The organism is Mitsuaria sp. PDC51, assembly GCF_900113225.1.
Classification (GTDB): domain Bacteria; phylum Pseudomonadota; class Gammaproteobacteria; order Burkholderiales; family Burkholderiaceae_C; genus Roseateles.
Genome location: NZ_FOZE01000002.1, coordinates 69,240 through 94,301, shown reverse-complemented (window position 1 = coordinate 94,301; position 25,062 = coordinate 69,240). Strand labels below are relative to the sequence as shown.

Here is a 25,062-nt window from a genome sequence, read left to right as displayed (position 1 = left end):
CCCATGATCCGACGCCTCCTCGTCGCGACGGCCGTTGCCGCGCTGCCCGCCGTGGCCGCCGCCCATGCCGGCGACGCCGCCCATGACCATGGCCTGACGGCCGGGTTCATGCACCCGTTCACCGGCCTGGACCACCTCGCCGCGATGCTGGCCGTGGGGCTGTGGAGCGCGCTCACGCAGACCGGCCGGCGCATGCTGGCCGCGCCCTTCGCCTTCGCCGGGCTGCTGCTGGTCGGCGCGCTGGCGGGCCTGGGGCTGGGGGCGCAGGGCCTCGCGGTGCCGGGCGTGGAGCCGATGGTCGCCGCCTCGGTGCTGGTGCTGGGGCTGGTCGCCGCGGCGCGCTGGCGGCTGGGCGCCACGGCATCGGCCGCGCTGGTCGGGGCGTTCGCCGTCTTCCACGGCCTGGCGCATGGCGCCGAGCTCGGCGGCGGCGCGGCGCTCGTGGGCATGGTGCTCGCGACGGCGCTGCTGCATGCGGGCGGCCTGGCGCTGGGGCTGAAGCTGCGCGCGCTGGCGCCGGTCTGGTCGCGCGCGGCCGGCGGCGCGATCGCGCTGCTGGGCCTGGGCCTGCTGACCCGGCTGGTGATCGCATGATCCCCGGCGAACTGCTGACCGACGCCGGCGAGCTCGAGCTCAATCCGGGCCGCCGCACGCTGGTGCTGACCGTGGTCAACGCGGCGGATCGTCCCATCCAGGTCGGCTCGCATTACCACTTCGCCGAGACCAACGCCGCCTTGAGCTTCGACCGCGAGGCCGCGCGCGGCATGCGCCTGAACATCGCGTCCGGCACCGCCGTGCGCTTCGAGCCCGGCCAGCAACGCACCGTCGAGCTGGTCGACATCGCCGGCCTGCGCGAGATCTGGGGATTCCGCGGCCTGATCCAGGGAGCGCTGTGATGGCCCGCATCGGCAAACGCGCCTATGCCGAGATGTTCGGCCCGACCGTGGGCGATCGCGTCCGGCTCGCCGACACGGCGCTCGTCATCGAGGTCGAGGACGACCTGACGTTGCGCGCCGGCGGCTACGGTGAGGAAGTGAAGTTCGGCGGCGGCAAGACCATCCGCGACGGCATGGCGCAGTCGCAGCGCACCCGCGCGCAGGGCGCCGTCGACACGGTGCTGACCAATGCGCTGATCCTGGACCACTGGGGCATCGTCAAGGCCGACATCGGCCTGAAGGACCACCGCATCGTCGCCATCGGCAAGGCCGGCAATCCGGACACGCAGCCGGGCGTGGACATCGTCATCGGTCCCGGCACCGAGGTCATCGCCTGCGAGGGCGCGATCGTCACCGCCGGCGCGATCGACTCCCACATCCACTTCATCTGCCCGCAGCAGATCGAGGAGGCGCTGGCCAGCGGCGTGACGACGATGCTGGGCGGCGGCACCGGTCCGGCGACCGGCACCTTCGCCACCACCTGCACGCCGGGGCCGTGGCACATCGAGCGCATGCTGCAGGCGGCCGATGCCTTCCCGATGAACCTGGGCTTCCTCGGCAAGGGCAACGCGAGCCGGCCGGAAGCGCTGGTCGAGCAGATCGAGGCCGGCGCGATCGGCCTGAAGTTGCACGAGGACTGGGGCACCACGCCGGCGGCGATCTCCAATTGCCTGGACGTGGCCGAGGTAACCGACACGCAGGTCGCGATCCACACCGACACGCTCAACGAGAGCGGCTTTGTCGAGGACACGGTCGCGGCCTTCAAGGGCCGCACCATCCACACCTTCCACACCGAAGGCGCCGGCGGCGGCCATGCGCCTGACATCCTGAAGGTGGTGGGCGAGGCCAACGTGCTGCCCAGCTCCACCAACCCGACGCGGCCGTACACGATCAACACGCTCGACGAGCACGTCGACATGCTGATGGTCTGCCACCACCTGGACCCGGCGATCGCCGAGGACCTGGCCTTCGCCGAAAGCCGCATCCGCAAGGAGACCATCGCGGCCGAGGACATCCTGCATGACCTCGGCGCGATCAGCATGTTCAGCTCCGACTCGCAGGCCATGGGCCGCGTGGGCGAGGTGATCCTGCGCTGCTGGCAGACCGCGCACAAGATGAAGCAGCAGCGCGGGCAGCTGCCCGGCGATTCCGAGCGCCACGACAACGGCCGCGTGAAGCGCTATGTGGCCAAGCTCGCGATCAATCCGGCGATCGCGCACGGCATCAGTCACGAGGTCGGCAGCATCGAGGTCGGCAAATGGGCCGACCTGGTGATCTGGAAGCCGGCCTTCTTCGGCGTCAAGCCCTCGCTGATCCTCAAGGGCGGCGTGATCGCGCTGGCTGCGATGGGCGATCCCAACGCCTCGATCCCGACGCCGCAGCCGGTGCACTACCGGCCGATGTTCGGCAGCTTTGGCGGCTCGCTGGCGCGGGCCTCGCTGAGCTTCGTGTCGCAGGCCGCGATCGCGGGCGGCGTGGCCGCGCGCTATGGGCTCGCGAAGACGGCGGTGGCGGTGAAGGGCATCCGCGGCGTGGGCAAGAAGGACATGGTCCACAATGCCTACGCCCCGCGGATGGAGGTCGATCCCCAGACCTACGCGGTGCGCGCCGACGGCCTGCTGCTGCACTGCGAGCCCGCCTCGGTGCTTCCGATGGCGCAGCGCTACTTCCTGTTCTGAATGATCCAAGTCTCCAAACTGCTGGCGCAGGGCGCCGGTCTCGCGCCGGTGCTGCTCAAGCGCGCGGCGACCGTCACGCTCGACTGGGACACGCGCCAGAAGAGCCGCTTCCAGGCCACCGACAACCAGGGCCGCGAGCTCGGCGTCTTCCTGCCGCGCGGCACCGCGGTGCGCGGCGGCGACGTGCTGGTGGCCGAGGACGGCTCGCTGGTGCGCGTGATCGCCGCGCCGCAGCCGCTGCTGCGCATCACCGCGTGCGCGTCGCACGGCTCGCCGTTCGACCTGGTCCGCGCGGCGTATCACCTGGGCAACCGCCATGTGCAGATCGAGCTCCAGCCCGATCACCTCAAGATCGAGCCGGACCATGTGCTGGCCGACATGCTGCGCGCGATGCACCTGATCGTGAACGCGGTGGAGGAGGGCTTCGAGCCTGAAGGCGGCGCCTATGCGGCTGGTGGCCACGGGCACTCCCACGGCCACGGCCATGGACATGACCACGGCCATGGGCACGACCATGCACACGAGCACGAGCACGGCCATGCGCATGAGCACAGCCATGCCCCAGCGCCCGCGGCCGCGCCGAAGAAGACCATCGCCATCCAGTCGGCCACGACGCCGCACGTGCATGGCCCGGGTTGTGGACACGACCACTGATCCCGTCCCGCCGCTGCTGCGGCTGGTCTGGCTCGCGTCGCCGGCGTTGCCGATCGGGGCGTTCTCCTACTCCGAGGGGCTGGAGGCGGCGGTCGAGCACGGCCACGTGCATGACGACGCGAGCGCCGGCGCCTGGTTGAGCCAGCAGCTGCGGCTGCTCGCGCGCGGCGACCTGGCGGCGATCGCCGAAGGCATCGTCGCCTGGCGCGCCGGCGACGAACCGGCGCTGCGCGCGCTGGCCCGCTGGCTGCGTACCACGCGTGACGGCGCCGAAGCCCGGCTGCAGAGCGAGCAGATGGGGCAGTCCCTGCTCGTCTGGCTGCGCGGCCAGCCGATGGCCACGGCGGCGCAGCTGGCGCTGCTGGTCGACTGCGGCGAGGGGCGGCCCGCCCACCATGCCTTCGTCATGGCGCTCGCGCTGTCGACGATCGACGTGCCCGTCGACCAGGCGCTGCACGCCCAGGCCTTCGGCTGGGCCGAGAACCAGGTGCAGGCCGCGCTGAAGGCCGTGCCGCTGGGCCAGACCGCCGGCCAGCGCGTGCTGGCGCGGCTGGCGGCCGAGATCCCCGCCGCGGTGGCCGAGGCCGTCGCCACGCCGCCCGCGCGGCGCCAGCTCTTCGCGCCGATGCTGTCCATCCTCGCGGCGCGCCACGAAACCCAGTACTCCCGACTGTTCCGATCATGAGCACCACCACGCCCCACGCCTCGCCGCTGCATCACGTTCCCGGACGCACCAAGACGCTGCCGCCGCTGCGGGTGGGCATCGGCGGTCCGGTCGGCTCCGGCAAGACGACGCTGCTGGAGATGCTGTGCAAGGCGATGCGGGACCGCTGGGACCTGGTCGCCATCACCAACGACATCTACACCAAGGAAGACCAGCGCCTGCTGACCGTCAGCGGCGCGCTGCCCGCCGAGCGGATCATGGGCGTGGAGACCGGCGGCTGCCCGCACACGGCGATCCGCGAGGACGCGTCGATCAACCTCGAGGCGATCGACCGCATGCTGGCGCAGTTCCCGGACGCGGACGTCGTCTTCATCGAGTCCGGCGGCGACAACCTCGCCGCGACCTTCAGCCCGGAGCTGAGCGACCTGACGATCTACGTGATCGATGTCGCCGCTGGCGAGAAGATCCCGCGCAAGGGCGGCCCCGGCATCACGAAGAGCGACCTGTTCGTGATCAACAAGACCGACCTCGCGCCGCACGTCGGCGCCAACCTCGAGGTCATGGAAGCGGACACGAAACGCATGCGCCCGACGCGGCCCTTCGTGATGACCAACCTCAAGACGCTGAGCGGGCTGGACGAGGTGGTCGCGTTCATCGAGCGCAAGGGGATGCTCGGCAGTCGCTGATCCGGCGCCGCGATGCGGCTCGACGGCGGCGTGTGGCCCCGCAAGGTCTGAGCTCACGCGGCCGTCTGCCGCCGGCGACAAAAAAGCCGCCGCCCGCGATCGCGGGCGACGGCCGAAAGGGACCGAGCCGGACTCGCACCCACCCGAGGGCCGAGCCGATGGGGGTGGACTCAGGCCACCTGCGGCGTCACCCCGCCGCCGTCCTTGCCTTGGGCATCGTCGTCGTCATGACCGCCCGCCGCCGGCTTGGCGCCCTTGCGATTGGCCAGGAGGAAGGCGATGAACTGCCAGGCGATGAAGATCGCGATGATGCCCAGCAGCGTCGCGCTGATCGGGCGCTGCACGAAGACGTCGAACTTGCCGCGGCTGATCAGCATCGCGCGCCGGAAGTTCTCCTCCAGCATCGGGCCCAGGATGAAGCCCAGCATCAAGGGCGCCGGGTCCATGTCCAGCCGCATGAAGATGTAGCCCGCCAGGCCGAAGGCCGCGGTGACGAAGATGTCGTCCAGGTTGTTGTTGACGCTGAAGGTACCGATGCAGCAGAAGAACAGGATCGACGGGAACAGCACGTTGTACGGGATCTTGAAGACCGACAGCCAGTAGCGCACCAGCGGCACGTTCAGCACGACCAGGAACACGTTGCCCACCCACATCGAGGCGACCAGGCCCCAGAAGATGTCGGGGTGCCCGCCGATCATGTTGGGCCCCGGCTGGATGCCCTTGATGATGAACGCGGCCATCATCAGCGCCATCACCGGGTTCTCCGGGATGCCGATGCTCATCAGCGGGATGAAGCTGGTGCGCGCGGCCGACTCGTCCGCCGCGGCCTGGCCGGCCACGCCCTCGATGGCGCCGTCGCCGATCTCGTGGCGGTACTTGCTGACCTTCTTGTCCACCGCATAGGCGGCGAACTGCGCGATCGTCGGGCCGCCGCCGGGCAGGATGCCCAGCACCGAGCCCACCACGCTGCCGCGCAGCGCGCTGGGGATGATGCGCTTGAACTCGGCCCAGGTCGGCATCAGGTGGATCTTGCCGTTGAAGGGCGTGCGCTCGTTCTTCGCGTCCAGGTTCTTGGAGATCTCCGCGATGCCGAAGCAGCCCAGCGCGATGCTGACCAGGCCCACGCCCTCGGCCAGGAAGGGCATGTCGAAGGTGTAGCGCTCCATGCCGGAGTTGACGTCGGTGCCGATCTGGCCGAACAGCACGCCGATCAGGCACATCGCCAAGCCGTTGAGCAGGCTGCCCGTGGTCACGAAGCTCACGCACAGGAAGCCCAGCAGCATCAGCGCGCAGTAGTCGGCCGGGCCGAAGAGGAAGGCCACCTCGCCCAGCGTCGGCGCCAGGCAGGCCAGCACGACGATGGCGACGGTGCCGCCGATGAAGCTCGAGATGCCCGCGGTGAAGAGCGCCAGACCGGTCTTGCCCTTCAAGGTCATCTGGTAGCCGTCGATGCAGGCCACGATGGAGCTGGCGTGCGGGATCTTCATCGTGATCGCGCTGACGCTGTCGCCGTACTGCGCGCCGTAGTAGATGCCGGCCAGCATGATCAGCGCGCCGTTGACCGGGATCGAATAGGTCAGCGGCAGCAGCACGCTGATGGTGGCCAGCGGGCCCAGGCCCGGCAGCAGGCCGACCAGGGTGCCCACCACGCAGCCGATCGCGCAGAACATCAGGTTCTGCCAGGTCAGCGCGTGCTCGAAGCCGAAGGCGAGGTTGTGCAGGATGTCCATGGCCGGGTCCTTACAGCAGCGGCAGGTTGAGGCCGAGGAACTTCTGGAAGATGAAGGCGATGGCCAGCAGGCCGATCGAGATCACCACGTTGCGCTTCCACGAGTAGTTGCTGCCCGCGGCCGTGGCGATGAACACCATGACCACGATGCCGGCCGACATGTTGAGGAAGCGCGAGACCAGCGAGAACGCGCACAGCGCCGCCAGGATCAGGCCGATGTTGCGGACCTTGAAGTCCAGCCCGGGGCCGCCCGCGACGACGCCGCGCACGATGGTGGCCAGCGCCACCAGGCCCAGCAGGACGCTGATCATCAGTGGGAACAGCCCGGGACCGGCATGGTCCATGCGGCCGATGGGATAACGCAGCGCGCCCAGTCCGAAGAACAGGGCCACCGCGGCGAGGAACAAGCCTCTCGCGAGCGATCGATTGAGGGTCATGAGGCACACCGGGGAGGTCCGAGATGTGCCCATGGTTCCGGTCGCGCCGGTCCGTGTCGTACGCGTTTCTGCGCAGCGACCGGTCCATGAAGGGATCCTGACAGCTTCGGGACAGCTTCAGGTTAAGAGATCGTTTGTCTAGCGTTTGGCGTGCGTTCCGGTGCGGCCGGCGACGCCCCGGGATGTCGTTGCGGCGTCACGCGGGATAGCCCTGACTCCGGCCCAGGTCGAAGGCGCCGACGACGCGGTTGAGCTGGCTGGCGTGGTCGTCGAGCGTGGTCGCCGCGGAGGCCGATTCGACCACCAGCGCGGCGTTGCGCTGCGTCATCTCGTCGAGCTGCGTGACCGCGGCGTCGATGCGGCCGAAGTCGCGGCGCTGTTCGCCGGCGGCATCGGCGATGTCGTTGATCAGCGCGCCCACACGCTGCACCGAGGCCACGATGTCGGCCATCGTGCGGCCCGCCTCCTGCACCAGCGTCGCGCCGCTGCCCACCTGCTCGGTGGAGGCGCCGATCAGGGTCTTGATCTCCTTGGCCGCCTGCGCGGAACGCTGCGCGAGCGAGCGGACCTCCGCCGCCACCACCGCGAAGCCGCGGCCCTGCTCGCCGGCGCGCGCAGCCTCGACCGCCGCGTTCAGCGCCAGGATGTTGGTCTGGAAGGCCAGGCCGTCGATGACGCCGATGATGTCGGCGATGCGGCCGGAAGCGCGGTGGATCTCCTCCATCGTCGACACGACGCGGGTGACCGCGCTGCCGCCGGCATCGGCGACCCGCATCGCCTGGTCGGAGAGCTCGCGGGCCTGCTGCGCGGCCTCGGCGGTATGACGCACCGTGGCCGCGAGCTGCTGCACCGAAGCGGCGGTTTCCTGCAGGCTGGCGGCCGCCTGCTCGGTGCGGCCCGAGAGGTCGGTGTTGCCCGCGGCGATCTGCGTCGAGGCGCTGCCGATGTGCTGCGCCGCTTCCCGCACGCGCGCCATCGCCGCGTTCAGGCGCTGCAGCGAGTCCTTGATCTTGAGACCCGCCGACGTGCTCGCCTTCACATGCGCCACGTCGAGCGCGAGACGGTCGTCGCGGCTGCCCAGCGCGCGGACCAGGTCGTGCAGCTCCAGCCCTTCCTTGGTGTTGCGCCGCATGTGCGCGGCCATCACCAGCTCGATGCCGGTCTGCGCGACGACGTAGGCCGCATGCAGCACGATGCGGCCGAAGTCGGGTTCGCTCAGGCAGTAGGTGCCGAAACCGGCGGCGAGCAGGCGGTCGAAGAGCAGGTGGTGGACGGCGAAGAGCGCCGCCCCCAGCACCAGCACCTTCCAGTCGCGGTACATCAGCAGGTAGGCCAGCGTGACGAAGACGCCGAAGTGCAGCTCCACCATGCCGCCGCCGAGGTGGATGTGCAGCATCACCATCAGCGCCTGCGCGGTGGTGAGCGTCATGCGCGTGGCGGTGGCGCCCGGTGCCGCCGCGTAGGCCAGCCCGGCCACGGCCAGCAGCGCGGTGCCGAGGCCCGTCGCCAGCCCGAACTGCGCATAGCGCCAGCCCAGCCCCAGCGCGAGCAGCCAGCTGACCGCCAGGATCAGCAGCATCGCGCGATCGCAGGCAGCGTAGATCTTGCGGAAGCCGGTCAGTCCGGAAGGATGTCCCATCGTTGCTCTCCCTCGACGCGTGGCGGCGGCTTCTATCGAGGTGACGACCGTTCTGACCACGCGGGGCGCATGTTCGTTTCAGGATGTGTCGGCCGGCTTGGTGAAAACGCCAAGGCGCAACAGGTCCCGCGCGACGGAATTCACGACGGGCCGGCGTCCGTGCCCGCGCGCGCGCGGGGCCCGGCGATCGCGAACACCTGATCGCGCAGCCAGCGCTGCGCCGCGTGGCCGTGGTTGCGCTCGTGCCAGACCATGGCGATGTCGAAGCCGTCGATCGGCAGCGGCGGCGGCAGCACCTGCAGGCCGGCGGCCTGACCCTTGACCAGGCGCTCGGGCACCAGGGCGACCAGGTCGGAGCGGCCGACGATGTCGGGTACGAACAGGAAGGACGCCGCCGAGAGCACGACCTGACGCGTCAGCCCGAGCCCCGCGAGCGCCTGGTCCACCGGCGTGCTGAAGGCGCCACCGACCGGCGAGACGACCACCTGCTCCAGTTTGGAGAAGGCCTTGGCCGTGAGCCGGCCGCTGACGGCGGGATGGCCGCGCCGCGCGATGAGCACGTAGCGCTCATGGAAGAGCGGGCGCAGCCGCAGGCTGTCCGCGGCCTCGATCGGCTGCATCAGGCCCAGGTCGACGTCGCCGCGCGCCATCTGGGCGGCATGCTGGTGCGGGTCCAGGTGCCGGACGGCGATGCGCACGCCCGGTGCTTCCCGTCGCAGCCGCAGCACCAGCGGCCGCAGGACCGAGGCCTGCAGGTAGTCCGAGGCGGCGATGGTCACCGTCAGTTCGGCGCTGCCCGGCTCGAAGTGCAGGTGCGAGCTCGCGACCCCGCGCACCTGGTCCAGCGCCTGGCGCAGCGGCTCGAACAGCGACAAGGCCTTCGCGGTGGGCGTCATGCCGCGCTGCGCCGGGAGCAGCAGCGGGTCCTCGAAGACATCGCGCAGCCGGCTGAGCTGCGCGCTGACCGCGGGCTGGCTGAGGCCCAGCCGGGCGGCGGCCTTGGTGACATTGCGCTCGGTCAGCAGTGCCTCGAGCGTCACGAGCAGGTTGAGGTCGAGCCGGCTGGTATCCATGCTTTGGATAGTAGGGCAGAGAAGACGTGATTTCACGGATGGGGCCGCGCTCGTCAGACTGACGCTCATTCCCGATCTTCTGGAGTCCGACATGACCACTACGCCCAACAGAGACCATCCCGTCGCCACCGGCGCTGCGGCAGCCGCCGCTTCCGCTTCCACCGCCGCCTCCGCCGCAGGTCGCAAGACCGTGCTGATCGTCCACGCGCATCCCGAGCCGACCTCGCTGACACGCACGCTGGTGGGCGTCGCGGCGGAAACGCTGGGTTCCGCCGGGCATGCGGTGCTGCAGTCCGACCTCTACGCGATGGGCTGGCGTGCCGTCTACGGCGAGGCCGACTTCCCCGTGCGCGCCGACGCGACGCGCTTGAATTTCGTGCGCGAATCCGGCCATGCCTTCGAGCACGGCCATCAGCCGGCCGATGTCGTCGAGGAACAGCGCAAGCTGCTCGCCGCCGACCTGGTGATCCTGCAGTTCCCGCTGTGGTGGTTCGGCATGCCGGCCATCATGAAGGGCTGGATCGACCGCGTCTGGGCCTACGGCCTGGCCTATGGCCGCCATGGGCAAGGCAACCGCTTCCGTTACGGCGAAGGCGGGCTCGCGGGCCGGCGCGCGATGGTCTCGGTGACGACCGGCGGGCCGGCGGTGGACTACTCGCCGCGGGGCATCAACGGTCCGATTGATCAGTTGCTGTTCCCGATCACCCACGGCACGCTGTTCTATCCCGGCATGTCGGTGCTGAAGACGCATGCGGTACACGGCGTGGGTCGGATGACGGCGGAAGACGTCGAGGCGGCGAAGGCGGCGTGGCGCTTGCGGCTGGCGGACGTCTTCGACGAAGCGCCAATCGCCTTCCGGCCGCAGAACGGCGGCGACTACCCGGATGGGCATCAGCTGCGCGACGACGTGGCGCCGGGACGCGTGGGCTTCGAGGCCCACATTGCCGGCTGAGGCGAGCTCAGCCGATCAGCGGAGCGGGCGAGGCGATTGCGCGGAGCAGTCGCTGCAGATGCGGTGGCGTGGCCGGGTCGTTGAATCGCAGTGCGGTGCCGGATGGCAACAGGAAGAAGCCGAGTTGCTCGAAGGCGATGACGGAGGACGGCTCGCGCCGGTCGGTCATTCGGGAGCCGTCGATGACCGTCACGGCGCCCGCGCCGACGACGCGCAAGTCGTGGCCGGGACGGACGATCAGCGCGGTGTCCTCGTCGATGCCCACGCCGGTGCGGCGCGGGTCGAGCGAGACCAGTTGCAGCAGCCGCGCATGGCGCTTGCGCTGCGCGAAGTGCTGGTCGATCACGAGGGTCGGCATCAGTCCAAGCGCGGCGTGCAGCGGCTGCGAGGGGCCGGCGAACTGCTCATTGAGGTCGCCCACCGGCATGTGGGCGCCGAGCGCCGAGGCGCCCGCGCTGGTGCCGGCGATCGCGAGTTCGCCGGTGCGGTGGCGTTCTCGGATGAGCGCGTGCAGGGGGGTGTCGCCGATGACGTCGAGCAGGCGTTCCTGGTCGCCGCCCGTCATGAACAGCAGGTCGGCCGACCGCAAGGCCTGTAGCGCGTCGTCCGCGCCCGCGGCCTCGCGGTCGCGCGGATCGAGCCAGGCCGGCACGACGCCCAGCGCCCGGAAGGCCGGCTCGTACTGGGACCAGAGCAGGTCCGGCTCGCCGCTGGCGGTGCTCAGCACGACAACCCGGAGCGGCCCGCCGTCCGCATGAGAGGCGGCGCAAGCCGCGACCAGCTCTCGCAGCACGATGCCGGGCGTCAGCCGGTCCTCGTTGCCGCCGATCAAGGCGAGCAGGGCGGGGGGGCTGGCGGTCGTGAGGGCGTTCATGGGTGGCGGAGACGGTGAGATTCGAACTCACGGAGGGCGCGAACCCTCGGCGGTTTTCAAGACCGCTGCCTTAAACCACTCGGCCACGTCTCCTTGGAGAAGGCGCGCATTGTATGCGTGCCGTCGGCCTTCGTTCAGTCCGCCCCTGGCTTCCTCGCCTGCGCGCAGGGCACCTGGATGATCTCCAGCACCTGGCCGTCGGCCACGCGGGCGGCCGTCAGTTCGCCGCCCCACACGCAGCCGGTGTCCAGCGCCAGCAGGTCCGGCCGCTGCACCAGGCCCAGCGTGGACCAGTGCCCGAAGGCCACCGGGTCACCCGCCGTGCGCCGCTCCGGCACGTCGAACCAGGGCATGAAGCCTTCCGGCGCCGTGCCCAGGCCCTCCTTGGTCTTGAAGTCCAGGCGGCCCTTCGCATTGCAGAAGCGGATCCGCGTCAGCACGTTGATGATGAAACGCAGCCGCGGCGCGCCCGTCAGCTCGTCGCTCCAGCGGTCGGGCTCGTTGCCGTACATCTGCGGCAGGAAGTCCGCCAGTTCCGGGCCGCGCAGCAGCGTGTGCACTTCCTCCGCCAGGGACAGGACCTGCGCGGCGTCCCATTGCGGCACCACGCCCGCATGCACCATCAGCCAGCCCTGCGCCCGCGCCGCCAGCCGCTGCCGGCGCAGCCACTCCAGCAGCGCCTCGCGGTCCGGCGCCTGCAGGATCGCGTCCAGCGTGTCCCCCTTGTGCGGGGCGCGCACGCCGGCGGCAGTCGCGAGCAGGTGCAGGTCGTGATTGCCCAGCAGGCAGTGCGCCGCGTCGCCCAGCGATTGCAGGCGGCGCAGCGTCGTCAGGGAATCGGGGCCGCGGTTGACCAGGTCGCCCAGGAGGTGGAGGCGGTCGCGGGACGGGGAGAAGTCGATCTTTTCCAGCAGCCGGGCAAGCGCGTCGCAGCAGCCCTGGAGATCGCCGATGAGGTAATGCATACGGGGATTTTGCGGTGTCGGCGTCACGCCGGCTCTGCTACCCTTGCCGACCTTGTGTTTTGGGCGCGACTCGGGGTTTTCACCCGGTCCGCGCTGTCAATGGATACCGCCCTAGTTCTCTTCCTGATACTGCTCAACGGATTGTTCGCCATGTCGGAGATGGCCCTCACGGCCGCCCGCAAGGCACGCTTGCAAGTGATGGTGGAGAGTGGCGAGGGAGGCGCGCAGGCCGCGATGGACCTGCACGAGAACCCCACCAAGTTCCTGTCCACCGTCCAGATCGGGATCACCTCCATCGGCGTGCTCAACGGCATCGTCGGCGAGGCGGCCTTCTCCGGGCCGCTGGCCGAGGTGCTGCGCGCCCACACCCCGCTCAGCGAGCGCGCCGCCGACATCACCGCCACCGGCCTGGTCGTGCTGGTGCTGACCTTCGTGACCATCATCTTCGGCGAGCTGGTGCCCAAGCGCCTGGGCCAGATGTTCCCGGAGAACGTCGCGCGCCTGGTCGCGCCGCCGATGGAGATCATGTCGCTGATCACGCGGCCCTTCGTCAAGCTGCTGAGCTTCTGCACCGAGTTCACGCTGAAGCTGCTGGGCATGGGCGGGCGCGCCAACCGCTCGGTGACCGAGGAGGAGATCGCCGCCAGCCTCGAGGAAGGCCGCGACGCCGGCGTGATCGAGGAACACGAGCACCAGATGGTGCGCAACGTGTTCCGGCTGGACGAGCGCCAGATCGGCTCGATGATGATCCCGCGCGCCGAGATCGCCTGGCTGGATGCGACCGATCGCGCCGAGCAGGTGCTGCAGATCCTGCGCGCGCACGGCTACAGCCGCTACCCGGTCTGCCGCGGCGGCCTGCACGACGTGGTCGGCACGGTGAGCGCGCAGAGCCTGCTGGCCCGCGTGCTGGCCGGCGAGATGCTGGACCTGTCCACCGGCCTGGAGCCGCCCGTGTTCGTGCCCGAGACGCTGTCCGGCATGGAGCTGCTCGCGCACATGCGCGGCACCGATACGCCGCTGGCCTTTGTCGTCGACGAGTACGGCGAGGTGCAGGGCGTGGTCGCGATGCGCGATGTGCTGGAGGCGATCGCGGGCGAGTTCAACTCGTCCGACGGCGAGGACGCCTGGGCGGTGCAGCGCGAGGACGGCAGCTGGCTGATGGACGGCCTGATCCCCGTCACCGAGCTGAAGGACCGCCTGGACTTGAAGGAACTGCCCGAGGAGGACCGTGGGCGCTACAACACCCTGGCCGGCATGGTGATGCTGCTGCTGGGGCGCTTGCCGCGCACGGCCGATGTGGTGGAGTGGGACGCGTGGAGATTCGAGGTGGTCGACCTCGACGGCAAGCGTGTGGACAAGGTGCTGGTCTCGCGACTGGCGGACGATGGAGTGAATCAATGAGCAACCCCCCGATGTATGAAAACCTGGTCCCCGTGGACCGGGTGCAGCACAAGAGCACGCGCATGAAGATCGGCGCGCCGGTGCTGGACCGCGTGACCCAGCTGAACTCGCTGTTCGTCGCCGTGGCCGAGTTCGCCGATGCGAGCCTCGAGTACCCGGTGGTGTTCGTGCGCGTCGGCCAGGCCGCCGAAGGCCAGCGTCCGGCGATCGCGCCGCTGGCCGTGTTCGGCCTGAAGCAGGGCAGCAACCTGTTCGTCAAGGACGGCCAGTGGACCGGCCGCTACGTGCCGGCCTACGTGCGCCGCTGGCCCTTCGCGATGGCCCGCATCGAGGAGAACGGCAGCGACATGGCGCTGTGCCTGGACATGGGCTCCGGCGCGTTCTCCGAGACCGACGGCGAGCCGCTGTTCAAGGAAGACGGCGAGGCCTCCGAGCTGCTGCTCAACGCGAAGCAGTTCTGCGAGGACTTCGAGCGCGAGGCCGAGCGCACCCGCCAGGCCTGCGAGCTGCTGCAGGACCTGGACCTGCTGCAGGACATGCGCTTCGAGGCGCAGCTGCCCAGCGGCGAGAAGCTCGACGTCGACGGCTTCATGACCATCAACGAGAAGGCCCTGGCCGAACTGCCCGACGCGAAGATCGTCGAGCTGCATCGCAATGGCCTGCTGGAGGTCATCACGATGCATCGCCTGTCGCTGCGGCTGATGAGCCGTCTGGCGCAGATGTACGTGCCGGCCAACTGAGCGCCTGGGGGACCCCTCACCCCCGCCCTCTGCCCGCAAGCGGGGAGAGGGAGTGAAAAAAAGGAGGGGCGATCACCGGCCGAGACAAACCCCAAGCGGGTTTGCTTGAGTACGGCGTACGCAGGAGCCTCGATAGCATCCTCGACCGAGAGGACGTAGATGCTGTTCGAGGCTTTTTTGTCGTCCACCGCGATGGAATCGGTGTTCTCGCCGACCGCGGTGGTCCAGTCGATGATGGATGTGGAGGCCGCGCTCGCGCGGGCCGCGGCCCGCGTGGGCATGATCCCGGCGCCGGCGGCGCAGGCGATCGCCAGCCTGTGCCGCGCCGAGCTCTATGACGTGCCGGCGCTCGTGGCGGCCGCGCCACGCAGCGGCAACCTGGCCTTGCCGGTGGTGCAGCGGCTGCGCGAGACGGTCGCGCTGTTCGACCCGTCCGCCGCGGTCTACGTGCATCGCGGCGCCTCCGCCCAGGATCTGGTCGACACCGCGATGGTGCTGCGCACCCGCGAGGCGCTGCGCCTGATCGACGATGACCTGCAGCAGCTCTGCGCCCGGCTGCTCGAGCTGGCCGAGCGGCACGCCGCCGTGCCGCTGCTGGGCCGCACGATGATGCAGCCGGCGCAGGTGATCAGCCTGCGCTTCAAGTTGATGAACTGGCTGATGCCGCTGCTGCGCAGCGCCGAGCGGCTGCGCGAGCAGGGCCAGGCCTCGCTGCTGCTGCAGCTGGGCGGCGCCGTCGGCACGCTGGACGCGATGGGCGACCGCGCCGAGGACATGCTGGCGGCCGTGGTCACCGAGCTGTCGCTGCCGCTGCCCGACATGTGCTGGCATACGCAACGCGACCGCTGGTTGCGCCTGGGCATGGAGGTCGGCCTGCTGTGCGGCAACCTCGGCAAGCTGGCGCAGGACTTCGCGCTGATGGCGCAGGCCGAGGTCGACGAGCTCAACGAGCCGCCCGGCGAGGGCTATGGCGCCTGCCTGTCGATGCCGCACAAGAAGAATCCGGTGGCCGCGTTGCAGGCGCTGGCGGCGGTCCAGCGCGCGCCGCAGCGCGTCGCCAGCCTGATGGGCTGCATGACGCCCGAACACGAGCGCGGCCTGGGGCAGCACCCGGCGGAACTCGCCGAATGGAGCGGCCTGATGGGCGGCGCCCACCTGGCGGTGCAGGCGCTCAACCGCGCGCTGGCCGAGCCGGTGCTGCGGATCGACCGGATGCGCGCGCACGTGCTCGAGCGCCAGGGCCTGGTCGCGAGCGAACGCCTGGAACACCTGCTCATGCCGCGATTGGGCCGGCAGCGCACCGGCGCCATCGTCCGCGACCTGATCAGCCGGGTGCGCTTGGGGCAGGGGACGCTGGAGCAACTGCTGCTCGCTGCGATCGACGTCGGCGATTTGCCGCCGACCGCGCTGTCGTCCGAGGAACTGGCGGCGATGTTCGATCTGGAGGCGATCGCGGCCCAGGCGGATGGGCGCGTCGACGCGCTGATGGCCGACGCCCGACGGCGCGTGGAGACCCTGGCAGCGACGCCCTGGATCTGACGCAACGCGATACGAACTTCCGGGCCGCTCAGCGAGCGCGTCGCGCGCGAAGCGACAAATATCCCCATGCCGTCCAAGGGTTTCGGCAAAAAATTCTGGGCGTTTTGTCCCCTGAATTCGGCATCTGAACGAATCGCATCTGGTTACACCTGCAACAAAACCGCGGCCGGGAGGCCCGCCGGCAGGTCCCCGGGGATTCCGCAATATCGAACGGCGAAGAGGGCTGACGCTGGTTTGCGGCGGGGTGCCCGGGATGTAACCGAATTCCCTCAAATGCGGGGTTTCGCCCTGGCAAGGGATTGACCCCGACCCGAACCCGGGACAGACCCGTAAGGTCAGGTACGCATTTGTTATCTATCGTAGCGCCCGGCAGTAATTACTTTGAGTGGGCCATAGACTCGCCCTTGATAACCAAGCAGTCTGGAGTTGGGAATGAGCGACGAATCTCACCTGTCGAGCATCGAACTGGAAGCGCCCGCAAGCCCTTTGCAGGCGCTGCAATCCGTTCGCGCGGAGATTCCCTTCGTTCGGTCCGACTCGGTGGAACTCGTCACGCGCGAGACGGCCTATGGCCGCATCGAGATTCGCGCGCTGATGGAAGGCGCCGGTCATTCCCTGCTGGAGCGTCGCTACGCGTCACGGGGTTACAGGCTGAGCCGTTCCGCGGACGTGACGCTGGGCGCTTATTGGGAAGGCCGGCTGGTGTCGACGCTGGGATTGCGGCGGGACAGCGGCAACCTCGCCGCGGACCAGAGCTTCCCGCAGGAAATGGCCGGCATGCGCCAGCAGGGCTGGCAGCTGTGCGAATTCACTCGCCTGGCCGCGGATCCGGAAGGCCCGTCCAAGCTGGTGTTGGCCAGCCTGTTCCACCTGGCCTACCTGCATGCGGCCCACCATTGGGGCGCCGAGTTCCTGGTGATCGAGGTCAATCCGCGTCACAAGGCCTTCTATCGCCGCATGCTGGATTTCCAGCCGCACGGCGAGGAGCGCCTGCACCGCAGCGTCGGCGCGCCGGCCGTGCTGATGAGCCTGTCGCTCGCCTACGGCGCGAGCAAGGTCCGCGAGTACGGTGGCACGCTGAACGAGGACGAAGGGCGCTCCCGCACCCTCTTCCCCTATTTCTTCTCGACGGACGACGAGCCCGAGCTGCTGAGCAAGCTTGCGGACGTCTACGGCTACGACGCGTGAGCGTCGCGCGCCTCAGGCCTGCAGCCAGTGCAGGCTGAACCAGCGCTGATCGTCGGTCCAGTGGGCTGACGGACGGAAGCCCGCTTCCCGCGCCAGTGCCTGGAAGCTCTCGACGCTGTACTTGTACGAGTTCTCCGTGTGCAGGCTTTCGCCGGGCACCAGCGTGTAGCGCCGTCCCTGCAGCTGCAGCTGCTGTTCACCGCGAGGCAGCAGGTGCATCTCGATGCGGTGCTTGCGCGGGTCGTAGAACGCGTAATGGTCGAAGCCGGCGGGGTCGCACTCCAGGCCCAGCGCCCGCTGCGCATGCCGCAGCAAGTTGAGGTTGAAGCGCGCGGTCACGCCCTGGGCGTCGTTGTAGGCCGCATGCAGGCGGGCCGGCTCCTTGATCAGGTCGACGCCGATCAGCAGCGCGCCGCCGTCGAGTTCCTCGCGCAGCAGGCGCAGGAACTCGAGCGCCTCCTGCGGATCGAAGTTGCCGATGCTCGAGCCCGGGAAGAAGCCGATGCGCCGGCCCTCGGGCGGTGCATCGGGCAGCACGTGGGGGCGGGTGAAGTCCGCCACCACCGGCAGGATGCGCAGCGGCGGCTGCTCGCGTTGCAGCGCCTCGCAGGCCGCCAGCAGGTGCGGGCCGGAGATGTCCACCGGCACGAAGCTGTGCAGCCGCGTCGCGCGCTCCAGCAGCAGGCGCACCTTCACGAGCGCGCCGGCGCCGTACTCGATCACCTGGGCGTCCGGACCCATGCGGTCGGCGATGTCGCCGGCATGGCGGCGCAGCAGCGCCAGTTCGGTGCGGGTGGGGTAGTACTCGGGCAGCTCGCAGATCTGCTCGAAGAGCGTCGAGCCCTGCGCGTCGTAGAAGTACTTGGGGGAGATCGTGTGCTCGGGGCCGGCAAGCGCGGCGTGAAGGTCCTCGGCGAAGCTGCTCATGCGTGGGTCTCCGCGCGCGGGCGCGCATCGCGGGCCAGTCGCAGCCCGGTGAATTGCCAGCGCGCGGCCGGCGGGAAGAAGTTGCGGTAGGTCGGTCGCGTGTGGCCGGGCGGGGTGGCGACGCTGCCGCCGCGCAGCACCAGCTGGCCGACCATGAACTTGCCGTTGTATTCCGAGGCGGCCCCCTCCAGCGGCTGGAAGCCCGGGTAGGGGTGGTAGGCGGAGCGGGTCCACTGCCAGGCCTGGTCGTGCAACTGCGCGATGCCCGGCAGCGCGGACGCGGCCTCCCACTCCTGCTCGCTGGGCAGGCGCGCGCCGGCCCATTCGGCGTAGGCGGCGGCCTCGTAGAAGCTGAGCTGCATCACCGGCGCGACGGGATCCAGCGGCCGCAGGCCATGCAGGCCGAAGACGGCCCAGCGGGAGGTGGCATCGCTGGCGCGCGCGCCGTCATCGCCATCGCCCGCGTCGACCCAGTACAGCGGCGCCCGCCACCCCTGGGCCTGCACCGTGGCCCAGCCGTCGGACAGCCACCAGCGCGGCTCGCGATAGCCGCCGTCGTCGATGAAGCGCTGGAACTCGCCGCAGGTGACGAGCCGGCTCGCGATCTCGAAGGGCTCGAGCCAGACGCGATGCCGCGGTCCTTCGTTGTCGAAGGCAAAGCCTGCCCCCGGGGCCTGGGCGTCATGGCCGATCTCGACGAGTCCGCCCTCGTGGCGCAGCCAGGCGCTCGCGCCGGTGGTCGCCGGCGGCGGCGGGCTGTCCAGCAGCGCGGGCCGCCACGGATGGCAGGACAGCAGGTGCAGCGCATCGGTGAGCAGCAGCTCCTGATGCTGCTGCTCGTGATGGAGGCCGAGTTCCAGCGTCGGCGCGATCGCGGCCCAGCGCGTGTCGTCGCAGCGCGCGATCAACTGGCGGATGTGCAGGTCGACGTGCTGCCGATAGGCGCGGACCTGGTCGAGCGACGGCCGCGTCAGCAGGCCGCGCTGCGGCCGCGGATGGCGCGGGCCGAGGCCTTCGTAATACGAGTTGAAGAGGTAGTGGTAGCTGTCGTCGAGCGGCTGGTAGCCCGGCAGGTGAGGGCGCAGCAGCAGGGCCTCGAAGAACCAGCTCGTGTGGGCCTGGTGCCATTTGGCGGGACTGGCGTCCGGCATCGATTGGGCGGCCTGGTCCTCGGCGGACAGCGGCTCCGCCAGCGTCAGCGTGTGACGCCGCACCGCCTCGTAACGGCGCGCGAGGTCGCGCCGCGCGGGCGGCAGATCGTGATCCGACATGCAAGCAACTCCTGTCGGCCCGGGGGAGGATGGGCCGAGCGACAACGGTAGCCGATTTGCCATCTCCCCATCCGGCGCGAGCCGCGGCGCGGGCGCCGGAGGGACGGCTCAGCTGCCACCCGATGTCAGCAAGGGCAAGGCGGGTACCCGAGATGCGCCGGCATCGTGCGCGGCTCATCGCGCGCCATTCATCGGGACGTCACGCCGCGCGGGCACGCTGGCGTCGCCCCGGCTCACGCATCCCTCCATGTCCATGACGCCGCCCTCGTTGTCCTCGACGATAGCTCCGCCCTCGCTGCCGACCGTTTCAATGCCGCCCGCCGTCCTGGCCGATGGCGACGCGCTGCCGCTGTCGTGGCTGCAGGATCGCCTGCTCGCGGAGCGGCTGCTCGAGGCGGTGTGGAGCGCGCGGCAGCCGACGACGCCGGCCCAGTTCTTCGTCTGGAGCCAGAGCCGGCTGCAGGTCCTGCTGCCGCATCGCCTGCTGGTGTGCGTCGGGGATCAGCCGCCATCGCCTCGGCTGGCCGCGCAGCTTTTTCACCTGAAGCCGATCGGGGACGTGCTGCAGACGCAGCTGGAGTCGCCCGAACATGGGCTCTGGCTGCACCTCATCCGGCGCTGGGGCGACGGCCGGCGGCCGCTGCGGCTCCAACTGGAGCGGGAGGCGCCTTCGGCGCTGTTCCAGCCGCTGCTGGAAGCCGGGCTGCGCGAGCTCGCGCTGCATGGCGTCGTCGGCGATGGCGAGCGACCGCAGGGGCTGTTCCTGCTGGCCGGCGACGGCTGGGACGAGGACCACCTGCGTCGACTGGAGCTGCTCACGCCGGCACTGCACGCGGCCTGGCGGCGGGCGCGGCTGCAATCGCGGGGTCAGGCCTCGCCGCGCCGCGCGGGCGCGCTGGTGACGCCGCGCGAGCAGCAGATCGTCGAGGGCCTGCGCGCCGGCCTGAGCAACGAGGGGATCGCGATCCAGCTGGGCATCAGCATGTTCACGGTCAAGAACCATGTGCGCAAGATCCTGCGCAAGCTCGGTGCCAACAACCGCGCGCAGGCGGTCGCGATCGCGATGTCGCGCCGGGATTTCAGCGAGCCTGAAGCGCCCGCGGCGTGATGACGCGCACCAGCAGCGCATGCAGCGCCACGCCGATCGAGGCACCGATCATGTCGGCCAGCACGTCGCGGGCCTCAGCGTCGCGGCCGGGGATCTGCGACTGCACCAGTTCGATCAGCACGCCGTAGGCGAGCAGCATGGCCAGCACGATCCAGCGCCGGCGCGGCCCCGCCGCGAAGCACTGCATGCCGATGAACGCCAGCGTGCCGAAGGCGGCGAAGTGATTCGCCTTGTCCCAGCCGAGGTCGGCGACGCGGGGCGGATGCGGCGAGAACGCGAGCCAGCTCGCGCCCGCCACCACGGCGAGGAAGAGGAGGCGCCAGGCAGAGCGCCAGCGCGGGTCATGCAGGACTTCAGACATCAAGGCGGCCCGCCTCCGGGTTCGGGCGGGAGGCAGTGTGCCATGGGCCTGTGAAGCCGATGTGAGGTCGCGCCGCGCCTCACTCGAGGTGCTCGTGGTGATGGCTGGTGCCGCGCTTCCAGTACGCCGCCGCGCGGATCGCATGCCGGTCATGGCCCTTGTCCTCGACGAGGATGCGGCGCAGCGCGGCCATCGTCGCGGCCTCGCCGGCGCACCAGGCGTAGCCTTCGCCCGGCGGCAGCTGGAGCGCCCGGGCCGCGGCCAGCAGCGCGTCGTCGCCGTCGACCCAGCGCAGGTCCAGCGCGGCCCGGGTCTCGAAGACCCGGCGGTCGCTGGCCGGCACGTTCAGCAGCACGATGACGCGTGCGCCGTCCGGCAGCTCCTCGAGTCGGCGCGCGACGGCGGGCAGGGCGGTTTCATCGCCGGCCAGCAGGTGCCAGGCGAAATCGCTGGGGATGATGAACGAGCCGCGCGGCCCGCCGACCGTCAGCGTGTGACCCGGCTGCGCCTGCGCGGCCCAGGCGGCTGCGGGCCCGTCGCCATGCTGGGCGAATTCGATGACCAGCTCGCGCGCGGCGGTATCGAACCGGCGCGGGGTGTAGTCCCGCATGACCGGGCCCTCGGCCGAGGCGGCGTCGAAGAACAGCTTCACGTGATCGTCGAAGGAGGCGCTGACGAAGTCGCCGAGCGACTCGCCGGACAAGGTCACGCGACGGAAGTTGGGCGTGATGTCGTCGACCCGCCGGACCGTGAGCTCGCGGCGCTTGAGTTCATGGCGTACGCGCTGGACGCGGCTGGTGGGCGTCTCGCGGCCGGCGTCGGCGGGCAGCGGGGCAGGGGTGACGGGCGCGTGGGTGGTGTCAGGCTTCATTGCCGATCCCGGGTATTTCATTGACAATGTCATCCATCTTGCGTTGGATCGATTGACAATGTCAACTAACACCACTGGCCGCAGGGACAAGGGCGACGACGTGCTCGAGCTCATCCATTCGGTGATGCACCGCTACCGCGCGCTGCAGTACCGCTTCCTGCGCGACGGCCCGCAGGACCTCACGCACATGGAGGGCAAGGTGCTGTTTTTCTTCGATCGCCACCCGGGCGGGACGCAGAGCGACCTGGCGCAGCACAGCGGTAAGGACAAGGCGCAGCTTGCCCGGCTGATCAAGGGGCTGCGGGACAAGGGGCTGCTCGAAGCCGAGACCGACGAGGTCGACCGCCGCCAGGTGCGGCTGCGCGTGAGCGAGTCCGGCCAGGCCGTGCAGCGCGAGCTGCGGCGCCAGGCACGGCGGGTTTCGGTGCAGGCCCTGGCGGGCTTGAGCGCCGAAGAGCAGGGCCAGCTCGCCGCGCTGCTGAAGCGGGTGCAGGCGAATCTGGGCGAGGAATGACGCCTCACGCCGGCTCGGGGAGTGATGCGGCGAATGCTTGTCGACCTCGAAAATCTCGCTTATACTCTTTGACTCTGTTGTTCGCGACAGCGCCGGTGTAGCTCAGTTGGTAGAGCAGCGCATTCGTAATGCGAAGGTCGGGAGTTCGACTCTCTTCACCGGCACCAATCTGAAAAGCCGCTTGGATATCCAAGCGGCTTTTTCTTTGGGCGCGGCAAAGGCGTGACAAGGCCTGCCCCCGCTGCCGGCGGCTGTTCTGGCAGCGGCGCCGGATGCGCCCGCGCGGCTGAACGCCCGGCCGGTCCTGCGTCGATCGCAGGGACGGGCTCGCCGCGCGGCCGACGTGCCCGCGCGTCAGTGGCAACATGCCACGCCATGACCGCACATCCCCACGACGACCAGGCCGGCCGCCCGCCGGTGACGCTCCACCTGACCGCGCTGGAGGCCGAGCCGCTGCCCGGCACCCTGAAGGGCCTGCCGGCGGCGGCCGAGGGCGTTCCACTGCGCGCGCTGGGCGGATTGGCGCTGTCCCTGCTCGACGGCGACCTGCCGCTGCCGGCCGCGGTGCTGAAGGAATCGGCGCTGGACCACAACGCGCGCTGGATGCGCGAGTTCACCGCGCGCGCCGGCGTGAGCCTGGCGCCGCACGGCAAGACGACGATGGCGCCGCAGCTGTTCCAGCGCCAGTTCGATGAAGGCGCTTGGGGCATGACGGCGGCGACGGCGGCGCACGTCCGCACCTATCGCCGCTTCGGCGTGCCGAGGGTGATCCTGGCCAATCAGCTGGTGGGCAAGGCCGACCTGGAACTGGTGCTGCGTGAACTCGAGGCCGATCCGGCCTTCGATTTCTACCTGCTGGTCGACTCGGCGGCGGGACTCGATCTGCTGCACCGGGCGGCGCGCGAGCGCGGCCTGAAACGGCCGCTGCAGGTGCTGCTGGAGGTCGGCACGCCGGGCGGGCGCACCGGCGTGCGCTCGACGCAGGAGGGCGTGGCGCTCGCCCGCCTGATCCGCGACGCGTCGCCGGTGATCGCGCTGCGCGGCGTGGAAGCCTTCGAAGGCGTCTACAGCGGCACGGAGACGGCGCGCGTGGAGCTGGGCGCGCTGACGATGATCGAGACGGTGGCCGAATTGACCCGGCTGGGCTGCGCCGAAGGCTGGTTCGCGCCGGGCGAGGTGCTGCTGACCGCCGGCGGATCGGCGTTCTTCGACATGGCGGCCAAGACCCTGGCGGCGGTCGAAGGCGGCGGCAGCGGCCACGCCCTGCGCGTGGTGCTGCGCAGCGGCTGCTACCTCAGCCACGACAGCCTGCAGTACGAGCGCATGCAGGACCGCATGAAGCAGCGCGCCGGCGCGCTGTGGGGCGACGGACCGGGCCTGCGCAACGCGATCGAGGTGTGGGCCTATGTGCAGTCGGTGCCCGAGCCGGGCCGCGCGATCTGCACCGCCGGCCGCCGCGACCTGAGCTACGACGCCTGCCTGCCGCAGCCGCTGTGGTGGTATCGCCAGGGCGTCCATGAGGCGCCGCAGGCGACGCCGCCCGGCTGGTCCGTCTCCAAGCTCAACGACCAGCACGCCTTCGTCGACGCGAGCGATGGCGCCTTGCCGCTGCGGGTCGGCGACCTGATCGCCTTCGGCATCGGCCATCCCTGCACGACCTTCGACAAATGGCCGCTGCTCTACACCGTGGACGACGGCTACCGCGTCACCGGCGGGGTACGGACCTTCTTCTGAAATGACGAAGGGCGGTCTCACGACCGCCCTTCGCCTTGTCCTTGCGTTCCGGGGGATCAGCGGTTCAAGCCGTCCCCGGATCCGGTGCGGATCACTTGGCCTTCTCGGCCTCCAGGTGATATTGCGTCACGCGCTCGACCTCGTTCTTCGAGCCCAGCACCACCGACACGCGCTCGTGGAGCTTGGTCGGGGTCAGGTCCAGGATGCGCTGGCGGGCGTTGGTGGCCGCGCCGCCGGCCTGCTCGACGAGGAAGGCCATCGGGTTGGCCTCGTACATCAGGCGCAGCTTGCCGGCCTTGTTGGGCTCGCGCTTGTCCCACGGATACATGAAGATCCCGCCGCGCGTCAGGATGCGATGCACGTCCGCCACCATCGAGGCGATCCAGCGCATGTTGAAGTCCTTGCCGCGCGGACCGGTCGTGCCGGCCAGGCATTCGTCGATGTAGCGCTTCACCGGCTCGTCCCAGTGGCGCATGTTGGACATGTTGATCGCGAATTCCTTGGTGTCCGCGGGGATCTTCACGTCGTCGGCGGTCAGCACCCACGAGCCCTGCTCGCGGTCCAGCGTGAACATCGCCACGCCGTCGCCCACCGTCAGCACCAGCGTCGTCTGCGGGCCATACACGCAGTAGCCGGCCGCCGCCTGCGCGGAACCAGGCTGCAGGAAGTCGTCCTCGCTGACGCCCTTGCTGCCCTCGGGTTTCTTCAGCACCGAGAAGATGGTGCCGATCGACACGTTCACATCGATGTTGCTGGAGCCGTCCAGCGGATCGAACATCAGCAGGTACTCGCCCTGCGGATAGCGGTTGGGCACGAGGTAGATGCTGTCCATCTCCTCGGACGCCATCGCGGCCAGGTGGCCGCCCCACTCGTTGGCCTCGATCAGCACCTCGTTGGCGATGATGTCCAGCTTCTTCTGGACCTCGCCCTGGACGTTCTCCGACCCGGCCGTGCCCAGCACGTCACCGAGCGCGCCCTTGTTGACGCTGATGGCGATGCGCTTGCAGGCGCGCGCGACCACCTCGATCAGCAGCCGCAGCTGCTGGGGGATGTGGCCGTGCGCCCGTTGCTGCTCGACCAGGTATTGGGTCAGGCTGACGCGTTGACTCATGAAAAGACTC

Annotated in this window: 25 protein-coding genes and 2 tRNA genes; 15 read left to right on the top strand and 12 right to left on the bottom strand. The window is 70.0% G+C overall.

All coding sequences use genetic code 11. The features are described 5' to 3' along the window. The first annotated feature begins 3 nt into the window (after positions 1-3). Genes BM393_RS11855 through ureG form a run of 6 tightly spaced genes read left to right on the top strand, consistent with a single transcriptional unit; the run spans position 4 to position 4,618 of the window. Entirely contained in the window at positions 4-594 is a 591-nt protein-coding gene (locus tag BM393_RS11855) for a HupE/UreJ family protein (protein WP_091725624.1), read from the top strand. Then, positions 591-896, top strand: coding sequence for an urease subunit beta (locus tag BM393_RS11850; protein ID WP_091725620.1), 306 nt, complete (start codon positions 591-593; stop codon positions 894-896). Before BM393_RS11855 ends, BM393_RS11850 begins: the two co-directional genes overlap by 4 nt. Next, positions 896-2,614, top strand: coding sequence for an urease subunit alpha (gene ureC, locus BM393_RS11845; RefSeq protein ID WP_091725617.1), 1,719 nt, complete (start codon positions 896-898; stop codon positions 2,612-2,614). Before BM393_RS11850 ends, ureC begins: the two co-directional genes overlap by 1 nt. Next, positions 2,615-3,268 carry an urease accessory protein UreE gene (ureE, locus tag BM393_RS11840; protein ID WP_091725614.1) on the top strand — a complete coding sequence of 218 codons (654 nt, stop codon included), beginning with the start codon at positions 2,615-2,617 and terminating at the stop codon, positions 3,266-3,268. Further along, on the top strand, positions 3,240-3,953 hold the full coding sequence (locus BM393_RS11835; RefSeq protein ID WP_091725611.1) for an urease accessory protein UreF: 714 nt from the start codon (positions 3,240-3,242) through the stop codon (positions 3,951-3,953). The genes ureE and BM393_RS11835 overlap by 29 nt, the downstream gene beginning before the upstream one ends. After that, complete coding sequence (gene ureG, locus BM393_RS11830; protein ID WP_091725606.1) at positions 3,950-4,618, top strand: urease accessory protein UreG; 669 nt, start codon at positions 3,950-3,952, stop codon at positions 4,616-4,618. The genes BM393_RS11835 and ureG overlap by 4 nt, the downstream gene beginning before the upstream one ends. Before the next feature lie 170 nt (positions 4,619-4,788). Here ureG and BM393_RS11825 read toward each other — a convergent pair whose 3' ends face one another. From BM393_RS11825 to BM393_RS11810, 4 genes are all read right to left on the bottom strand, one after another. Continuing rightward, the gene (locus tag BM393_RS11825; protein ID WP_091725603.1) at positions 4,789-6,348 is read right to left on the bottom strand and encodes a tripartite tricarboxylate transporter permease; all 1,560 of its coding nucleotides are present in this window, start codon (positions 6,346-6,348) and stop codon (positions 4,789-4,791) included. 10 nt (positions 6,349-6,358) lie between these two features. Continuing rightward, positions 6,359-6,784 carry a tripartite tricarboxylate transporter TctB family protein gene (locus BM393_RS11820; RefSeq protein WP_091725600.1) on the bottom strand — a complete coding sequence of 142 codons (426 nt, stop codon included), beginning with the start codon at positions 6,782-6,784 and terminating at the stop codon, positions 6,359-6,361. A 196-nt stretch (positions 6,785-6,980) separates the two neighbouring features. Continuing rightward, complete coding sequence (locus tag BM393_RS11815) at positions 6,981-8,423, bottom strand: methyl-accepting chemotaxis protein (protein WP_091725597.1); 1,443 nt, start codon at positions 8,421-8,423, stop codon at positions 6,981-6,983. Between the two features lie 140 nt (positions 8,424-8,563). Further along, positions 8,564-9,496 carry a LysR family transcriptional regulator gene (locus BM393_RS11810; RefSeq protein WP_091725595.1) on the bottom strand — a complete coding sequence of 311 codons (933 nt, stop codon included), beginning with the start codon at positions 9,494-9,496 and terminating at the stop codon, positions 8,564-8,566. 91 nt (positions 9,497-9,587) lie between these two features. On the opposite strand from BM393_RS11810, the gene BM393_RS11805 reads away from it, so the two are divergent. Next, positions 9,588-10,448 (top strand): NAD(P)H-dependent oxidoreductase, encoded by an 861-nt coding sequence (locus BM393_RS11805; protein ID WP_091725592.1) that lies wholly within the window; start codon positions 9,588-9,590, stop codon positions 10,446-10,448. A 7-nt stretch (positions 10,449-10,455) separates the two neighbouring features. Here BM393_RS11805 and BM393_RS11800 read toward each other — a convergent pair whose 3' ends face one another. From BM393_RS11800 to BM393_RS11790, 3 genes are all read right to left on the bottom strand, one after another. Next, positions 10,456-11,322, bottom strand: coding sequence for a cyanophycinase (locus BM393_RS11800; protein ID WP_091725589.1), 867 nt, complete (start codon positions 11,320-11,322; stop codon positions 10,456-10,458). Positions 11,323-11,325: 3 nt separating this feature from the next. Beyond that, positions 11,326-11,415 (bottom strand) — tRNA-Ser (locus tag BM393_RS11795). Between the two features lie 41 nt (positions 11,416-11,456). Continuing rightward, entirely contained in the window at positions 11,457-12,287 is an 831-nt protein-coding gene (locus BM393_RS11790; protein WP_091725586.1) for a symmetrical bis(5'-nucleosyl)-tetraphosphatase, read from the bottom strand. A 99-nt stretch (positions 12,288-12,386) separates the two neighbouring features. Between BM393_RS11790 and BM393_RS11785 the strand changes: the two genes are divergently transcribed. The 4 genes from BM393_RS11785 to BM393_RS11770 all read left to right on the top strand — a co-directional run bounded on the left by BM393_RS11785 (position 12,387) and on the right by BM393_RS11770 (position 17,155). Beyond that, complete coding sequence (locus BM393_RS11785; RefSeq protein WP_091725584.1) at positions 12,387-13,688, top strand: hemolysin family protein; 1,302 nt, start codon at positions 12,387-12,389, stop codon at positions 13,686-13,688. Next, positions 13,685-14,428 carry a SapC family protein gene (locus BM393_RS11780; protein WP_091725581.1) on the top strand — a complete coding sequence of 248 codons (744 nt, stop codon included), beginning with the start codon at positions 13,685-13,687 and terminating at the stop codon, positions 14,426-14,428. Before BM393_RS11785 ends, BM393_RS11780 begins: the two co-directional genes overlap by 4 nt. Before the next feature lie 159 nt (positions 14,429-14,587). Continuing rightward, the gene (locus BM393_RS11775) at positions 14,588-15,967 is read left to right on the top strand and encodes a lyase family protein (protein ID WP_091725577.1); all 1,380 of its coding nucleotides are present in this window, start codon (positions 14,588-14,590) and stop codon (positions 15,965-15,967) included. A gap of 432 nt (positions 15,968-16,399) precedes the next feature. After that, the gene (locus BM393_RS11770; RefSeq protein ID WP_091725574.1) at positions 16,400-17,155 is read left to right on the top strand and encodes an N-acyl amino acid synthase FeeM domain-containing protein; all 756 of its coding nucleotides are present in this window, start codon (positions 16,400-16,402) and stop codon (positions 17,153-17,155) included. Positions 17,156-17,167: 12 nt separating this feature from the next. Here BM393_RS11770 and egtD read toward each other — a convergent pair whose 3' ends face one another. Next, positions 17,168-18,082 (bottom strand): L-histidine N(alpha)-methyltransferase, encoded by a 915-nt coding sequence (egtD, locus tag BM393_RS11765; protein WP_091725571.1) that lies wholly within the window; start codon positions 18,080-18,082, stop codon positions 17,168-17,170. Further along, a complete protein-coding gene (gene egtB, locus BM393_RS11760; protein ID WP_091725566.1) occupies positions 18,079-19,353 on the bottom strand; it encodes an ergothioneine biosynthesis protein EgtB in 1,275 nt (424 codons plus the stop codon). Before egtB ends, egtD begins: the two co-directional genes overlap by 4 nt. A gap of 310 nt (positions 19,354-19,663) precedes the next feature. Here egtB and BM393_RS11755 point away from each other — a divergent pair, with 310 nt between their 5' ends. Continuing rightward, positions 19,664-20,461, top strand: a complete 798-nt coding sequence (locus BM393_RS11755; protein WP_091725561.1) for a helix-turn-helix transcriptional regulator — start codon at positions 19,664-19,666, stop codon at positions 20,459-20,461. Here BM393_RS11755 and BM393_RS11750 read toward each other — a convergent pair. Both BM393_RS11750 and BM393_RS11745 read right to left on the bottom strand, forming a co-directional pair. Then, a complete protein-coding gene (locus tag BM393_RS11750; RefSeq protein ID WP_217648436.1) occupies positions 20,433-20,822 on the bottom strand; it encodes a VanZ family protein in 390 nt (129 codons plus the stop codon). The two genes, BM393_RS11755 and BM393_RS11750, sit on opposite strands and share 29 nt — an antisense overlap. Before the next feature lie 79 nt (positions 20,823-20,901). Beyond that, the gene (locus tag BM393_RS11745) at positions 20,902-21,693 is read right to left on the bottom strand and encodes a siderophore-interacting protein (protein WP_091725558.1); all 792 of its coding nucleotides are present in this window, start codon (positions 21,691-21,693) and stop codon (positions 20,902-20,904) included. Positions 21,694-21,751: 58 nt separating this feature from the next. Between BM393_RS11745 and BM393_RS11740 the strand changes: the two genes are divergently transcribed. From BM393_RS11740 to BM393_RS11730, 3 genes are all read left to right on the top strand, one after another. Further along, on the top strand, positions 21,752-22,207 hold the full coding sequence (locus BM393_RS11740; RefSeq protein WP_091725555.1) for a MarR family winged helix-turn-helix transcriptional regulator: 456 nt from the start codon (positions 21,752-21,754) through the stop codon (positions 22,205-22,207). A gap of 91 nt (positions 22,208-22,298) precedes the next feature. After that, positions 22,299-22,374 (top strand) — tRNA-Thr (locus tag BM393_RS11735). A gap of 208 nt (positions 22,375-22,582) precedes the next feature. Next, on the top strand, positions 22,583-23,941 hold the full coding sequence (locus BM393_RS11730) for an amino acid deaminase (RefSeq protein ID WP_254783427.1): 1,359 nt from the start codon (positions 22,583-22,585) through the stop codon (positions 23,939-23,941). Positions 23,942-24,032: 91 nt separating this feature from the next. Here the strand turns inward: BM393_RS11730 and BM393_RS11725 are convergent, their stop codons facing one another. Next, entirely contained in the window at positions 24,033-25,052 is a 1,020-nt protein-coding gene (locus tag BM393_RS11725; RefSeq protein WP_091725551.1) for a class 1 fructose-bisphosphatase, read from the bottom strand. Positions 25,053-25,062: the final 10 nt, after the last annotated feature.

Bases quoted from the DNA above. Each gene is read 5' to 3' on its own strand.
- BM393_RS11855 (WP_091725624.1), top strand. From the start codon at position 4: ATGATCCGACGCCTCCTCGTCGCGACGGCCGTTGCCGCGCTGCCCGCC.
- BM393_RS11850 (WP_091725620.1), top strand. From the start codon at position 591: ATGATCCCCGGCGAACTGCTGACCGACGCCGGCGAGCTCGAGCTCAAT.
- ureC (WP_091725617.1), top strand. From the start codon at position 896: ATGGCCCGCATCGGCAAACGCGCCTATGCCGAGATGTTCGGCCCGACC.
- ureE (WP_091725614.1), top strand. From the start codon at position 2,615: ATGATCCAAGTCTCCAAACTGCTGGCGCAGGGCGCCGGTCTCGCGCCG.
- BM393_RS11835 (WP_091725611.1), top strand. From the start codon at position 3,240: ATGGCCCGGGTTGTGGACACGACCACTGATCCCGTCCCGCCGCTGCTG.
- ureG (WP_091725606.1), top strand. From the start codon at position 3,950: ATGAGCACCACCACGCCCCACGCCTCGCCGCTGCATCACGTTCCCGGA.
- BM393_RS11825 (WP_091725603.1), bottom strand. From the start codon at position 6,348: ATGGACATCCTGCACAACCTCGCCTTCGGCTTCGAGCACGCGCTGACC.
- BM393_RS11820 (WP_091725600.1), bottom strand. From the start codon at position 6,784: ATGACCCTCAATCGATCGCTCGCGAGAGGCTTGTTCCTCGCCGCGGTG.
- BM393_RS11815 (WP_091725597.1), bottom strand. From the start codon at position 8,423: ATGGGACATCCTTCCGGACTGACCGGCTTCCGCAAGATCTACGCTGCC.
- BM393_RS11810 (WP_091725595.1), bottom strand. From the start codon at position 9,496: ATGGATACCAGCCGGCTCGACCTCAACCTGCTCGTGACGCTCGAGGCA.
- BM393_RS11805 (WP_091725592.1), top strand. From the start codon at position 9,588: ATGACCACTACGCCCAACAGAGACCATCCCGTCGCCACCGGCGCTGCG.
- BM393_RS11800 (WP_091725589.1), bottom strand. From the start codon at position 11,322: ATGAACGCCCTCACGACCGCCAGCCCCCCCGCCCTGCTCGCCTTGATC.
- BM393_RS11790 (WP_091725586.1), bottom strand. From the start codon at position 12,287: ATGCATTACCTCATCGGCGATCTCCAGGGCTGCTGCGACGCGCTTGCC.
- BM393_RS11785 (WP_091725584.1), top strand. From the start codon at position 12,387: ATGGATACCGCCCTAGTTCTCTTCCTGATACTGCTCAACGGATTGTTC.
- BM393_RS11780 (WP_091725581.1), top strand. From the start codon at position 13,685: ATGAGCAACCCCCCGATGTATGAAAACCTGGTCCCCGTGGACCGGGTG.
- BM393_RS11775 (WP_091725577.1), top strand. From the start codon at position 14,588: ATGCTGTTCGAGGCTTTTTTGTCGTCCACCGCGATGGAATCGGTGTTC.
- BM393_RS11770 (WP_091725574.1), top strand. From the start codon at position 16,400: ATGAGCGACGAATCTCACCTGTCGAGCATCGAACTGGAAGCGCCCGCA.
- egtD (WP_091725571.1), bottom strand. From the start codon at position 18,082: ATGAGCAGCTTCGCCGAGGACCTTCACGCCGCGCTTGCCGGCCCCGAG.
- egtB (WP_091725566.1), bottom strand. From the start codon at position 19,353: ATGTCGGATCACGATCTGCCGCCCGCGCGGCGCGACCTCGCGCGCCGT.
- BM393_RS11755 (WP_091725561.1), top strand. From the start codon at position 19,664: ATGCCGCCCGCCGTCCTGGCCGATGGCGACGCGCTGCCGCTGTCGTGG.
- BM393_RS11750 (WP_217648436.1), bottom strand. From the start codon at position 20,822: ATGTCTGAAGTCCTGCATGACCCGCGCTGGCGCTCTGCCTGGCGCCTC.
- BM393_RS11745 (WP_091725558.1), bottom strand. From the start codon at position 21,693: ATGAAGCCTGACACCACCCACGCGCCCGTCACCCCTGCCCCGCTGCCC.
- BM393_RS11740 (WP_091725555.1), top strand. From the start codon at position 21,752: ATGTCAACTAACACCACTGGCCGCAGGGACAAGGGCGACGACGTGCTC.
- BM393_RS11730 (WP_254783427.1), top strand. From the start codon at position 22,583: ATGACCGCACATCCCCACGACGACCAGGCCGGCCGCCCGCCGGTGACG.
- BM393_RS11725 (WP_091725551.1), bottom strand. From the start codon at position 25,052: ATGAGTCAACGCGTCAGCCTGACCCAATACCTGGTCGAGCAGCAACGG.